General features: G+C 61.3%; 11 protein-coding genes. 3 read left to right on the forward strand and 8 right to left on the reverse strand.

Translation table 11 applies throughout. The features are described from left to right. Positions 1-516: 516 nt before the first annotated feature. The 3 genes from VGY55_14560 to VGY55_14570 are packed head-to-tail and all read left to right on the forward strand — an operon-like array spanning position 517 to position 4873. On the forward strand, positions 517-897 hold the full coding sequence (locus tag VGY55_14560) for a GntR family transcriptional regulator (protein ID HEV2971193.1): 381 nt from the start codon (positions 517-519) through the stop codon (positions 895-897). A gap of 11 nt (positions 898-908) precedes the next feature. After that, entirely contained in the window at positions 909-1838 is a 930-nt protein-coding gene (locus VGY55_14565) for an ABC transporter ATP-binding protein (GenBank protein ID HEV2971194.1), read from the forward strand. Beyond that, the gene (locus VGY55_14570; GenBank protein HEV2971195.1) at positions 1835-4873 is read left to right on the forward strand and encodes an ABC transporter permease; all 3039 of its coding nucleotides are present in this window, start codon (positions 1835-1837) and stop codon (positions 4871-4873) included. Before VGY55_14565 ends, VGY55_14570 begins: the two co-directional genes overlap by 4 nt. Before the next feature lie 65 nt (positions 4874-4938). Here VGY55_14570 and VGY55_14575 read toward each other — a convergent pair whose 3' ends face one another. From VGY55_14575 to VGY55_14610, 8 genes are all read right to left on the reverse strand, one after another. Further along, positions 4939-5274, reverse strand: coding sequence for a DUF5615 family PIN-like protein (locus VGY55_14575; protein ID HEV2971196.1), 336 nt, complete (start codon positions 5272-5274; stop codon positions 4939-4941). Between the two features lie 3 nt (positions 5275-5277). Then, on the reverse strand, positions 5278-5574 hold the full coding sequence (locus VGY55_14580) for a DUF433 domain-containing protein (GenBank protein ID HEV2971197.1): 297 nt from the start codon (positions 5572-5574) through the stop codon (positions 5278-5280). A gap of 111 nt (positions 5575-5685) precedes the next feature. Further along, on the reverse strand, positions 5686-7737 hold the full coding sequence (metG, locus tag VGY55_14585) for a methionine--tRNA ligase (protein ID HEV2971198.1): 2052 nt from the start codon (positions 7735-7737) through the stop codon (positions 5686-5688). Positions 7738-7913: 176 nt separating this feature from the next. Then, positions 7914-8546, reverse strand: coding sequence for a histidine phosphatase family protein (locus VGY55_14590; protein ID HEV2971199.1), 633 nt, complete (start codon positions 8544-8546; stop codon positions 7914-7916). 100 nt (positions 8547-8646) lie between these two features. Then, positions 8647-10050 carry a PAS domain S-box protein gene (locus tag VGY55_14595; protein HEV2971200.1) on the reverse strand — a complete coding sequence of 468 codons (1404 nt, stop codon included), beginning with the start codon at positions 10048-10050 and terminating at the stop codon, positions 8647-8649. Positions 10051-10211: 161 nt separating this feature from the next. Further along, positions 10212-11657: a GGDEF domain-containing protein gene (locus VGY55_14600; GenBank protein ID HEV2971201.1), complete on the reverse strand. Its 1446-nt coding sequence runs from the start codon at positions 11655-11657 to the stop codon at positions 10212-10214. A 227-nt stretch (positions 11658-11884) separates the two neighbouring features. Beyond that, a complete protein-coding gene (locus VGY55_14605; protein ID HEV2971202.1) occupies positions 11885-13426 on the reverse strand; it encodes a trypsin-like peptidase domain-containing protein in 1542 nt (513 codons plus the stop codon). Between the two features lie 412 nt (positions 13427-13838). Continuing rightward, on the reverse strand, positions 13839-14435 hold a 597-nt coding region (locus tag VGY55_14610; GenBank protein HEV2971203.1), incomplete at its 5' end, for a hypothetical protein.

Genomic DNA, 14435 nt, shown 5'->3' on the forward strand with positions numbered 1-14435 from the left:
CCGGAAAACCTTTCAAAAAAGCCATCACCGCCTGCATGCGAAAACTCCTTGTCATCCTCAATACCATGGTCAAAACAAACTCTACCTGGAACTCCAATCATGCTTAAAAATAACCTTGACAAAAAACACAGCCGCTGGGTACGGAGCGCAGGAAACGGGTTTAAGCCCTGAAAGGGCGTCGGAGCGACGCCCCAGCGCGGCGCTGATTTGCGAACATGGCGAGCCCGATGTTTGGCCTCAAGACCCTATCGCCCTTTCAGGGCTGGACCGGTTTTCATCGCATGGGTTCCCAGGGTTGCGCTTGTCGTATCTGCGGACGACATCGCTTCACCTGGGCTGAGTTCCGTCGGCCCTTCAGGCCAAGGATCCGAGCGTTGGAGAACGAGCGGGATTCCGCGACCGAAATCGCGAATCACACTGTGTGATGTTCGGTCCAAGGCGAACAAATGCGCGCTGCTTGACAAATCCCGCGACATCGTATACTGTACGCATACTGTAGTACGCATCGAGGCGGGCATGTTTGTCGATATCGAATTCTCCGACGGCCTGGCCATCTACGAGCAAATCGTTCGCCAGGTGAAGTTCGCCATTGCCGGCGGCGCGCTGAAGCCCGGCGAGCTGGTCCCGTCCGTCAGGGAATTAGCCCGCGAGCTGACCGTCAATCCGAACACGGTCGCTCGGGCGTATCGGGATTTGCAGAGCGACCGCGTTCTCGATCCGGTTCGCGGCACCGGACTGGAAGTCGCCGCCGGGGCCACCGAACGCTGCCGCAGCGAGCGTCTCAAGCTGATCCGCGGCCGGCTGCGACAAGTGCTGGCCGAGGCCAAGAGGAGCCGGATCGACGCCGACGAGTTGCGGGCATTGGTGGAGAAGGAGTTGGGGGCGATCAAACTCTAGCGGAGAGAACTATGGACACGGTCATTCGGCTCGATCAAGTCACCAAACGATTCGGCGGCCATACGGCCCTCGATCAGGTTTCGATCAGCGTGCCGCGGGGAGTCGTGTTTGCACTCTTGGGAGAAAACGGGGCGGGCAAGACGACCGCGATTCGGATCATGCTCGGGATGGTCGAGCCCGACCGCGGCCGTTCGAGAGTGCTGGACCTCGACAGCCAACGCGACGGTTTGGAGATTCGCCACCGCGTGGGATACGTGTCCGAACGCCCGACCTTGTACGACTGGATGACCGTGGCCGAGATCGGTTGGTTCACGGCTGGTTTTTACGGCAAACCGTTCTTGCCCCGCTATCGGGAACTGGTCGCGCAATACAAACTCCCCGAGCGGCGAAAGCTGAGGGCACTCTCCAAAGGAATGCGGGCCAAGGTGGCCCTGTCGCTGGCGATGGCCCACGACCCCGAGCTGCTGATCCTCGACGAGCCGACCTCGGGACTCGACACGCTCGTCCGCCGCGAGTTCTTGGAGAGCATGATCGATCTGACCGCCGCGGGGCGAACCGTGCTCCTCTCCAGCCATCAAATTGGCGAAGTCGAACGCGTGGCCGACATCGTGGCGATTCTCAAGCAGGGCAAGTTGCTACTCGTCGAGAAGCTGGACGATTTGAAAGACCAGGTCCGCCAACTGACGATCACCTTGGCCGACGGCGCGAGCGGGCTGCCCCCGATCGGCGGCCAGATCATCCACCAAGTTCGGAAATCGCTGAACTACCAGGTCCTCGTGCGCGGCTTACCTCCGGACGAGCTGGAAGCGATGCGCCACCATGCGGCGGTCTACGACGTGGAAGCTCACATGCCGAGCCTGGAAGAGATCTTCGTGGCGTTCATGGAAGCCGGCGACGCTCCGGAAAACCCGGATCGGCCGAGAGAGGCGGTGGCGCCATGATTACGGAAGTCAGAGGTCGGAGGTCGGAAGTCAGGAGGACGAACACGACGGCCGTTTTCTGGCGGTGCATTTGGAAGGAATACCGCGGGCTGCGGGGATTCTGGCTCGCGATGGGCTGCTTGTCATTGATGGCGCAATTGGCCCTGCTGGCTTTCCCGCACCTGACGGTCTACGCGACGGATAATACGTTCGCGCTGGCACTGATATTTCCCGCGCTTTACGCGGTGGCTTGTGGCGCGACGATGTTTGCCGCCGAGCGCGAAGACGGCACCTACGAATTCCTCCGCGGACTGCCCGTTACGGCGCGACAGATTCTCATCGGCAAACTGACCTTCGCGGTGGCCAGCGCGACGTTGCTGTTCGCGCTGCTCTGGTTGATTGCCAGGAACCTCTCGCACGGAATTCTACCCGAGAGTCGAACGCATCTAAAGTTGTGGGGGCTCTTCGGCGTTGCTGCGATCGAGGGCCTGGCTTGGGGAATGTTTTTTTCACTTCTCTTGCAGCGGCCGCTGATGGCGGCGGTGCTGGCGATATTCGCCGCGTCGCTCGGAATGCATCTTGTGATTTGGTCGATCGGTCCGTTCGGAAGAGGCGCGTACTTAGAACTCAGCCGGTACTTGGCAGCCGTTCCGTATCGAGCGGTGATCGCCGCAGTCGTTTTGGCGATCGATGTTCTTCTGGCCGATCGCTGGCTGCCGACTTCAAGAGTGGCCCGACGGGGTTCGTTTCGGCGGCAAACTCGTCTCCGAGCGGCGGCTGAAGTCGTGGATCAAATGGTGCCGCTCCCACCCGTTCGTGGCGCAGTTCTCGGGCGACTCGTTTGGCAAACTTGGCGGCAATCAGCTTGGCTGATGGCCGTGATCGCAGTGGTAGGCACGGCGGCATTGCTCTTACCCTACGGGGAGATCGTCGGCATTGAAGGCGGATTCTGGAGATTCGTCGTCGCTGTGGTCACAGCGTCTCTCATGGGGTCATGCGTGTTTCTCGCGGATCAAGAGCGATCCCGCTTCCGATTTTTCGTGGAGCAAGGGGTGCGGCCCAGATCAATCTGGTTTGCTCGGGAATTGACCTGGTTTTGCGCGGCCGCCGTTTGGGCATTCGCCGTAGATACCCTGCGGTTCGGCTGGTCGCCAATCGTTCTTTCGCTACATCTGACGATCCTGCCTTATGCAGCCGGCCAACTCGCGTCGATGTTCGTTCGTAGCGGCATCCTCGCGGGATTCATCGGCGTGGTGTTGACCGCGATGATCTTCGGCTGGGCGCTCTTAATGCGGCGTCTGGATGTGAGCTGGCTCTGGTCGGTAACCCCAATTCCCCTGGTGCTGCTTTTCGCAACAGGGCTGCGAGCGCCGGATTGGATTATCGAGCGAAATACGCCGCGGGCTTGGCTGCGCGTCGGTTGCGCGCTGGCCGTGCCGGCAATCGCGCTGCTGATTGCAGTGCCCCTGTATCGGATCTATCAGATCCCCGCCGTGTCGCCCGGGTTCGTTCCGGAGGAATATGCTCGCTCGATCACATCGACGCCGGATGAACGAGCGACGGCCGAACTGTATCGTCGGGCAAGTGAATCGCTGGTGTTCTCAAGAACGGCTGAAAGCCGAAAGGCTGAATTCAACTTCAATCGCACCAGGCCACCCGATGCGGATGATTTGAAGTTTCTTGAATCGAACGCTGAATCGCTTGCCCCGCTGCTCGAAGCGAGCCAGCAATCGACCTGCTCGTTTTACGATTTGCCGGAGGGTGTTCGCAGGCCGCCTCGTGATCCGTTTGGGCTGGGGTTTCTTTTGGACGTGAGTGCCAGACAGCTTGAATCCGCGGGAAACCTCAACGAGGCCTGGGAACGGTACGCGGCCGCCCTGCGTTTCGCACATCGCCTGCGACAGAACGCCGGGACGGGGGCTCACTATACTGCCCAAAGTATTGAACTCCAGGTGTATCTTGAATTGCCGCTGTGGGCTGCGGAGCCCGGGCAGAATCGCCAGCGGATCGTGGCCGCGATCAAACAACTCAAAGAGCTGGAAGCGACTCTTCTGTCCCCCAGTGATGCCATTAAGACCGATTATCTTCGGCTGCGGCGGATGGTCAGCGGCGGGCCCGACGCGCTAGCGACATCCGACATTGCCTCGTCAACGGTATCGAAGGCTGCCTTGTGGTCGCTCATGCCTTGGGAACGCGCCCGCGCGCTGCGACTGCTCAATTTCTGCACGGGCAATGATTTGACATTCGTGGAGCGAGTCCAGCAATCAATAGAGAATGGTAGTCCGGTAGTACTGCCCAGTCGATGGGAACTGACTCCGCGGCCTCGAGGGCTTGAACCATTTAACGAGACGAACTGGTTGAGAACGACATTCTTGTTGACCGCGTTCTACCAGCCCGAGAATACCGCCGGTTTGGGAAAGGACATGGTCCAAATGGAGACCCGGCGCCGCGCCACGCGCTTGCTGCTGGCGCTCGAAGCTTGGAAGCACGACCACGACGGGCAACTGCCCCTGAGCCTGAAGCAATTGGTCGGGCCATATCTCGATAAACTCCCGCTCGACCCCTACTCTGCCATGTCGTTCCGCTACTTCCGAAACGGCTTGGTCCCGCCGCCGAAGCCACCGCAGATGCCGGCATGGCAGCGATCGCTTCTGAACTTTATCCGCGAGCTATTCGTCCCGCATGATCCTTTCGCAAGACGGCGACGCGCATCGGCGGCGGCCCCGGTCGACGCAATGGCAGATCCATTCGCGGATGCAGGGCCGGGTCCAGATCCCAGCGTTAATGCTTTCGACGCATCGGTCGTGGGCGGCGAACAACCCCCGAACTCCGGACCGAACCTCGCGCCCGACTCGCCGCTGCTCAAGCCATTCATTTGGAGCACCGGAGACCGAATCCGTATCGATAGCCCTCGACCGGATGACGCGAACGAGCTTGCCGAGAACTGGCCGATCGACCTGAAAGATGTCTATATCATCGACAACGCCGGAGCGGGGCGCCGTCCCGAGAACGATCTCGACCTTTGGTCTTCCGGCTGGTGGTTCGAGATTCCCTGAAATGCGATGCGCCACACGGTCCGGATTCTCGCGCGACACGACGTGGAGAAAAAGGCCGCAACCCGTCACAGGAACTTCAACGCGCTCGCGGCCCCTTCGACCGTCGTTTGCGAAGCGTAGCGAAGAATCCGCCGAATCGCCTCGCCGATGGGAAGCTCTTGCGCCCAGAAAACAATCCCAGCATGTCGCCGACCTGCCGCCGTCCACTCGGAATGAATCCGTATGAAATCCGTGTCGTTCGTTAATAACGCACGGCCCTCGGCAGTGGCGGTTGCTAACAGTATTTCATCGTCGGTTGCCCGCTGTCCGCGGTCTTCGGCCCAAACAAGATCCATTCCGCGGCGTCTAAGGCCATCAACAACTTGCCGTTTGACGTTCTCATCTGCGTACGCGGGAAGCATGGGTTACAGAACCGATTCGGGATGTTCGCGCTTGAATTTTTCGACGGCCTCGCGGTCAGCTCGAATCTCTTCTTGGATTTCCTCGCGATGATCAAAATAATATGCGAGAGCCGAGTGCACTTCTGCCAACGTCAGGCTCGGATGTGCAAAGCAGGTTTCCTCGGGCGATAGGCCTTGCCAATCATGTTCGATGGCGATGTCTTGGACTCGAATTCTATGGCCGTCGATTCGAGGCTTTCCCCCGCAGACTCCGGGAGTCTGCACGATGTGGGCGTAAATGAGTTTGGTTTCTGTGCTCATGTTTCTGCCTACTGAGATTCCTGGTCGCTCAAACTGCTCTCCCTGCCGTATTATACTGTCGATCAGTCCGGTGGCGATCAAATCTTCAAGTCCCAGGCTGCCGCCGACCCCCTAGTGCACTCTCTGCCCTGGTTTCGCGCCGCTGTCTGGGCTTAAGAGATAGATTTCTTCGCCTCCCGCTCCGGCGGCGACGACCATGCCTTCGCTGATGCCGAATTGCATTTGCCGCGGGGCGAGGTTGGCGACGCAGATCACGAGCCGCCCGACGAGCGATTCCGGTTTGTAGGCGCTCTTGATCCCGGCAAACACGGTGCGGTGCTGGTCGCCGCCGAGGCTGAGCGTCAGCTTGAGTAGTTTCTTGGCTTTGGGAATCTCTTCGGCCGCGAGAACTCTGGCCACCCGGAAATCGACCTTCGCAAAATCGTCATAGGTGCATTCCGGCTGGAGCGGCTCGGCGGCCAGCGGCTCAGAGCCGTCAATCGGCGGAGCAGGCGCGGCAGCCCCGCCGGGAGCGTTTTCGGGGGCAGCTTCTTTGCTCTCCTCGATCATGGCTTGGATCTCCTTCGGTTCCACTCGCGTCAACAGAGTTTGAAATGGTTGGACGGGCGTGCCAACGAGCGGTTGCTGGGCTTCGTCCCAATGACGGATTGGCCGGCCAAGCAACTCGCCGGTCTGTTCGGCCAGCCGCGGCAGCACCGGCGCCAGGTACACGACCAACTGTCGGAACAAATTCAGCGTCACCGTGCAAACGTCTTGCACCTCCGCCGCGCGGGAAGCGTCCTTCCGCAGTTTCCACGGCTCCTTGCTATCGACATATTGGTTCGCCCGATCGGCGAGAGCCATGATCGCCCGCATGGCCTTGTTGTAATCGCAGCCCTCGTAATCGGCGGCGATCGATTCCCCTTCGTGCGCCACGGCGGCGAACAGGCCACCGTCGTCGGGATATTTGGCGGAAAGGCCGGTTGTCTCGACGAACCGTGCCGTGCGGCTGGCCAAATTCACCACTTTGCCCACCAGATCGGAATTCACCTTGGCGGCAAATTCGTCCGGGTTCAAATCGAGGTCATCGACCCGCGGCGGCAGCTTCGAGGCGTAGTAGTAGCGCAGATACGAAGGATTCAAATGCTTGAGATAAGTCGCCGCCAAGATAAACGTCCCGCGCCGCTTCGACATCTTCTCGCCGCCAACGGTGAGATGCCCGTGGATATGAATCTTCCGCGGCAGGCTGTAGCCAGAGGCCTTGAGCATCGCGGGCCAAAACAGCGTGTGGAAGTACGTGATATCCTTGCCGATGAAGTGGTGAATTTCCACCGCATCAGATCGCCACCAATCCACGAACTTCTCCCCATGTCGTTCGCACCACTCACGCGCCGAAGCCATGTAGCCGATCGGGGCGTCGAACCAGACGTACCAACAATTCCCTGGGCTATCGGGAATCTCGAATCCAAAATAGGGCTGCGGCCGCGAGACATCCCAATCGCGCAGCGGCTCGTTCAAAAAATGCCCGCGAAGATAATTGGCCGTTTCCGATTGCAAATGGCCGGCGCTCTGCGTCCAATCCTCGAGAAACTCATGTAGCTTCTCGATGACGACGAACAGATGCTGCGCCGACCGCAACTCGGGGCGCGCGCCCGTCAGCGTGCTCACTGGATCGATCAGCTCGGTCGGGCTATAAGTCGAGCCGCATTTCTCGCAACTGTCGCCGAATTGATCGGGCGTCTTGCAGACTGGGCAGGTCCCTTTGACGAACCGATCGGCGAGGAACGTGCCCGCCTCGGCGTCGAAAAGCTGCGTGACTTCGCGCTCCGTGATGAAACCGCCGTCGCGCAGCGCAGCCCAAATCTGCCAGCAGAGTTCGCGGTTCGCCGGGCTATGCGTGCTGCCGTAATTGTCGAATTCAATCTCGAATCGGGCGAAATCGTGCACGTGGTGCTCGTGCATATCGGCGATCACGGCTTCTTCGCTCCGCCCTTCCTGGCGGGCGCGAATCATGATCGCGGTGCCATGCGTGTCGTCGGCACAGATATAGATGCAACGGTTGCCACGGAGCTTCTGAAACCGGACCCAAATATCGGTCTGGATGTATTCGACCAGATGCCCCAAGTGAATATGCCCGTTGGCATAGGGCAAGGCGGCGGTGACGAGGATGCGTCGCGGGGGCATTCGATTTTGGATTTTGGATTGCCGATTTTGGATTGCCGATTTGCGACGCCAATTGTAGCCGATGCCACCGGATAGTCTAACCCGGAGCCAGCAGCCGCGACGCCCGCCGCGCGGTCGACCGCACCATAATCAAGACACGTAACGCTAAAAGCGGTTCAGGCGAGCGCGCTCGCCTGCTACAAATCGCCGGTGCTATCCGACTCGTCCAGTCCGGCGGCCGCCAAATGGTCGAGTTGGTTGAGTGTGAGCAGCTTGATCCGGCTGTCCCAGGCGATTTTGCTGATCGAGGCGTTGTAGAAACTGAAGGGATTGGTCGCGATCGGGATTTCGAGAAGCGATTTGAGCGCTCCGGCCAGCACGCCGCCGTGAGCCACGACGACCGCCTGGCGATGTTCCGCGGCGTGAATCGCTTCGAGCGCCGCGCGGCCGCGCTCGCCGAGCGCTCGGCGGGATTCGCCGCCGGGGATCACGAAATCCGGATCCTGCTCGCGCCAGCGGGCGGCGAGGTCCGGCGAGTGTTGCTCGATCTCTTCCCAGAGAACGCCTTGAAAAACACCGGCGTTGATCTCTTTCAATCGATCGTCGGCCTGAATCGGCAAATGCAGGGCCTCGGCGATTGGCTCGGCAGTTTGCATGGCGCGGCTGAGCGGGCTGGCGTAGACGGCGTCAATTGCGAGCGTGCGGAATGCGGCCGCCAGTGCGATGCTTTGCCGCAGCCCGAACGGCGAAAGCCCAATATCGAACTGTCCCTGGATCCGCCGCTCGGCGTTGTAGAGGCTCTGTCCATGGCGCACCAAATAGAGAAGCATGGGGAAGAGGTTTGGGATTCGGGGATCGGGGACGCGCAAGCGGAAGTACGAGACATTGCACAAAGACGTGCGGTTGGCGACGGCCGCCTGAGCGCCGAGATTACGGTTTGGAGGCGTCGCTTGTCAACGCCACGCGAGCTTGCGTTTGACCGTTGCTCGGATAATCGGCGCGGCCGACATATTCGCAGCCGATTAGATAGCACATATTGCCCTCGTGCTGTACCGAGGTGACATGCGCGACCCGCGCGATCAGGTAGATTACGACCGGGGCGGTTCCCAAAGCCACGACAAAAGATGAGTGCCCCACGGGGCGGGCGGAAATGAACGAAAAGCCTCCCGAGCTGATGTCGCGGCACGGCACGACCTGAAAGCCACTGCGATCGGGAAGTTTTCCGTCCACCACCGGTGCGATCCGCTGCAAATAGTTGAACGCCCGCCGCGGCCCTCGACGGCGCTCCCCGTGCGGACCCGCGGGCATTGGCCGGAACTGCGCCGGCGTGGGAGTCGATGGATCCGCGTCGACCGATTGCCGCATGACGGCCTCAAGGCGGTCGAGCCGCTCCTCAGCAATTCGTTGATCGGTAATGTCGATGCCGGAGCTGACGATCGACTCGACCTCGCCGGAGCCGCCGTACGTGGCGGCCAGATTCCAACGGACACGTCTCCGCTCGCCGACCTTCGTGAGCACGAAGCTTTCGCACTCGACCGGTTGCGTGGCCTGGGATGCTCGATTGATTGCCGCCTGCATCATCGACACTTCGTCAGACACGAAGAGCGTGTTCCAGACCGACCGTTCGGCCAACTCGGCCAGCGCGAATCCGATCGTTCGCTCGCCGGCGCCATTGACGCTGATGATCTGCCCCTCGGGATTGAGAATCAGGACCATGGCGTCGAGGGTGGCCAACACAGTCTGATTGAAACGCCGCTCGTCGGCCAGCGCCCGTTGCGCGCGATCGCGACCGAGCGTCGTGCTCACCAAATGCGCGATCGCCTCGGCAAACAGCATGTCTTCCGGTGTAAACTCGCGCGGCCGATTGCTGAATGCCCCAATCGCCCCGTAAGCTTGATCCACCATCTGCAATGGGACGACCAGCGCGGCGCGGATTCCCTGCTGGGAAAGAAACCGATCGGCGACCGGCGCATTCGCCGCTAAATCGGGGACCGCGACGACATGGGCCGTCTTGATCGCATAACCGGCCAGCGACTCCTGCTGATCGAATTCGGCCCGATGCTCGATCAGGTTTTCGCCGCCGAAATCGTTGCTCGCGGAACCGTCGTTGCCGGTCGCGGCTAACCGAAGGATCAAGCCGGTGCCAGCGAAATCTAGCTCCGCGGCACCATAACGATCGGCTCCGAGTGTCTCGGCGATCAGCGCGGCGGCGTCGTGTACGAGCAAAGCGACGTTGGGAGGTGCGACGGCTCGTCGCCCGAGCGCGACCAGAGCGGCCTGCCGCCGATAACTTGAATCGGCCGCGGTCAGCGCGGGAGGCTCGATCTCAGCCATGCGCGCGCTGGATGCGAGCGGTTCGATGGTTTTGCTCGGAGCGGCCATCAAGCGTATGGTTCAATGCTTTCGGAAGTTCATCATGGTTCGTTTAATCTGGGGCCATCGGCGATGGGCGGTCGGGCCCTGCTCCGTCGCCGACGGCTCCGGGTCGAACGACGTTATAAACGCACCCTTTGGCCCTCGATTTCGAGCGCGGGGGGAACGACCGGCGCCGGATAATCACCCTCCTGATAGAAAGTCCGATTCCGCCCGTAGCGTTTTGCCTCATTGAGCATCGCTTCCAATCGTGCGATCAGCGCGGCCGCGGCCTCCGTGCGATCGGTCAGTGCCACGGCGCAACTGACGGTGAGCCGAAGAGGTTTCTCCTCGCATTGAAATTGCGTGGCATCGATCTGTTGGCGGCAGCGCTCGACCACCTTGACGGCCTCGCGCAGCGCGACGCCGGGCAGAAAAAGCAGACGACATTGGGCTTTAGAACGGGCCGCGATCTGACCTGGTTGCAGGCCAAACTGGGCGATGCGGTCGAAGACATCGAGCGCCCGATCGACGACCGCTCGGCCATGTTGTTCGTTCAATTGGCCCAGTTGATCGGGGTCGATCATTGCGACCGAGAATCTCGAATTCGACGCCGCGGCCGATTTGCGCCAGCGATCCAGTTGCGCCTCTAGCGCGCCACGTCCGGTTTCGGACGCGGCGGAACCTATGGGTGGCAAATCGGCCGCCTCGTGCAAGATAATGGCCCGCGTCGCGCCGATGGTGGTTTGCAGCTCCTCGCTCGATTGCGAAATCTGGCGCGTCTCAACGAGCATCTGTTGGCACTGAACGAGCAGGTCGGTTTCTTGATCCAACTTGGCCAGCGCGGCCTGCGCTGCCGCGACGGCCATGGCCTGTCGGTCGGCGGCATTGACCAGTTCCCGAACGGCGGTTGCGGCTTCTCCGCTTGTCGAATCGGTCGCGAACCGTTCGCGGCGGCTTTCTTGTTGTTCGAGGTATTGAAGGTTCGCGCCACGAAGTTGGTCGGCGCAAGAGCGGACGGTCAGCTCGTCTGGGGCCATTGCGCAATCGTGCAGCCGCGCGTCGACCGCGGCAATCTCGCCGCGATAGCGCTGCAACTCACTGCGGAGCCCCTCGATTGCCGCGGCAATCGCCTCTTCGTCAACTTCCGCGTAAGCTTCGAGGCTTGGTGCTTCGCCGAGTCGGTCGCCCGACCGCGGAGCCGCCGCCGCCAACGCTTCAAAAGCCCTTGCCGTCTCGAAGGACGGCAGTTCTTTCACCGAGGGTTCGGCAGACGACGCCGCTTCCGGCGGCGGCGGATCGACAACCGGCGAAGTTGATGGTTTCGGCGCTGGCAGCGATGAACGATCTGCGACGAATGTTGGCGTCGATGCGGTCATCGCGTTCTCGTTTTCGCTTTCTCCGGCGGCCGGGGCCGAATCGTCCAGCTTTTCTTCCCGGTCCTTGATAAGCGAGAGAAGTCTCAGACCGAACGACAATGCTTTGCTCGCTCCGCACGGCCGTGGTCCCGTATGGCTGTGCAGGTAGAGCCCCAGCCCGTAACCGAGGCCGAGATTCAAGATTGCGACGCAGAGGACGAAAAAAACCACGTGTGCCGCTCCAAGCGGGCTTGCGACGGCGACTGCCCCAGTCGCCAAATTGCGAACCCGTGGAACTGTACGTCATGCCCGCTAAATCGCCGCCCGGCACGAATATCGCGGCGGCATGATCTGCGGGAACCGCAGGATGGAAGGGGTGGATTGTAGCGGAATTTGCAAGAATTCCGGCCCAGGGGATTTTCACTTATTCCGATGCTGGCTGCGTCGGCCCCGGGCGATTAGTGGCCTGCCGCCGGTTGCCATGCGGGGGCCTGACGTGCGGCACTTGACGGTCCCAAAGCTGATCGCGAATCGGAACCCCGGTCATTCGAGCGGTCGAATGGGACCTCTAATGAGGTCAACTGGTGCAACGGCTGCCCGTGCTGCTCGGCGGAAAGCTGATCGAGAAATGCCCGCGACGCCTTGTCGAGCACGATGATCTCGCTCTTGGCGTTCGGATTTGAGAGGGGGCGGACGATGCAAATCACTTCGGCCGAGCGCGTCTTCTCGCGCAGCTCGTCCAGCGCCGCGGACTCCTCGGCCGTGAGTTTGGCATTGGACGCCAAGCCGCTCGTGGCGACGACGGTCGTCGGCATCTTGGCGGGCATCGCCGGTAGATCAGCCGACGTCGTGTCTGCGTCCCGACTTTCGAGGTCCGCGCTCCGAGCGCTGTTGAGTGTCATCGTCGCCGGAGCGGAATTCCGATACACAAACTTTAATCCCGCTCGATCCAGTTCCTTATAGATCGAAGCCGTCGCGGCGAAGTAGCCTTCGTTGTCGGTTGGTTCGGCGCCGTTGCACACGCCGATCACCTGCCCCTCGCTATTGAATAAGCCGCCGCCGCTACGCCCCTGCACGGGTTGTCCGGCCACTTGGATGTTCGGCGCCCCGCGGGAGCTGTCGATGGAGAGGGAGTTGACGTGGCTTTCCTGCACGGTCGGTTCGGCGCCGTTGCTACAGCCGATGCCGATCACGCGATCGCCATTATGAACTGCGTAACTCGGCGGCGCGACTTGCGCGGCGCGAATCGATCCCTTCAAGGCAATCCCGACCAAAGCCACGTCGCGATCCAAATCGCAGCCGATCAACCGCCCCGCGACGCGCTGCGGCAATCCCGGCCCGAATAGATCGACGGTGATTTGGCCCTTGCCGTCCGACTCGCGGAAAATGTGCCCACATGTGAGAATTAGGGCTTCTCCCTGCCGGGTGTCGATGACCGTGCCCGAGCCGACCGAATTCCCTTTCGGATCCGCGACTTTCAGCCGCACGCACGAGGCCACCCAAGCGGCCGGGGACAAGAGGGCGGCGCCGAACGACGTTTCACCGTGGCTCGCGCCGTCCGTGCCGGCGGGTGAACTGAATACCGCCGCCGAGAGCGGCGCTCGGCTTACTTCCGCGGGGAACTCTTTGCTCGCGGCCGGGCGTCCGCCGTCGCGGTCATCGCCGCTGGAAGCGTTTCGCTCCGACGGACCGTAGCCCGCTTTGCGAAACATTTGAACCAGCGTGCCGCCGTCCGTTAACCCGACCGTGCGCCCCGCCTCGCGGCCATTCACCAAGAGTACGAAGCACGGAATCTGGTCGACGTGGAACTTCGCCGACAAATCACGCTGTTGCTCGATGTTTACCTGCCGCACGGGATAGCCGGCCGCGGCCAGTTGCTGGACGACAGGGTCCATCGCGCGGCAAGGGCCGCAATAATCGGCGCGAAAATCGAGCAGCACAGCATCGCCGCCCGTCGCGGAAACCATCAACAGCAGAGTGGCCAAGTGCGCCGCGAGCATCCGTCCCTCCTTGGATCGTTGCGAGTCAGACCGAACCGCGGCTCGGCGTCGAGGGCTGGCTGGCCGGCATCCTTACCGGCGCGGGGTGGGTTAAGCCCCTAGTGCAACAGCAATGGCGGGATGACGCGAACCGAAAACCTCTCGAGCGGGTCTTCAAGAGGTGCGGCATCTTGGCGAAGTTGTGAAATTAATTCAATCCCAATCGACCGCAATTCCGGCAATAGGACCCCTCACAAATCTGGCGGGGACCGTCTGCCTTTTGCGGAGTCTACGGAACAAAACGGGGCCTGTCCGCTTCTCCCAGCCGGATTTGCGACGGGTTCCAAACGAAAAAAAGCCCAGGAACCATCGTTCCTGGGCTTTTGTCCTTCGACAATTTGGCGCCAACCCAATCGCTTGAGATGCGAATGGCTCAGCAGGTGCTGCAGCAAACCGGCGTGTTGCCGAAGCTCACGGTGCAGCAGCAACCGGAGTCGCAGCAGGCCTTGAGGCATTCGCAGCAAGCTTGCAGCATCTCGCAGCACTTGTCGTCACCGCTGGTGCAGGTGATCTTCACGCCGTTCTTGTTGTATTCGCAGTGGCAGTGGCCACAGGCGAAATTGCACTGGCAGACTGCGATCCCATTGTAGGTCGCGCAGCAATTGCACAGGCCGCCGGCCAGGGCTTTGCACAGGTTGTGCAAGGTGGCGGTGGCGACCTCGTCTTCACAGCGGCAGGTGATGTGGAATCCCCCGTCGCACTTGGCGAACTTCAATTCGCACCGCGGAACAACGCACCACGCTCCCGCGGCGGCCGGCGCGCCGGCCTGCTGCCAAGCCGGGGCTCCAGCGTGGGCCCCTCCGGCATGACGTTCGGTCAAAATGGCACTAGACGACATTGACCACACTCCTTTCAGTAGTCGGATCCGGTTGATCGCCGACTGATAAGCAAGCACGTCTGGCGAGACGGTTCCTCCCTTGAACCAGCGGAGAACGGACCGACCGTCCATGTCAGCGCACTTCTGGGTCTC

The sequence above is a fragment of the Pirellulales bacterium genome, assembly GCA_035939775.1.
Taxonomy (GTDB): domain Bacteria; phylum Planctomycetota; class Planctomycetia; order Pirellulales; family DATAWG01; genus DASZFO01.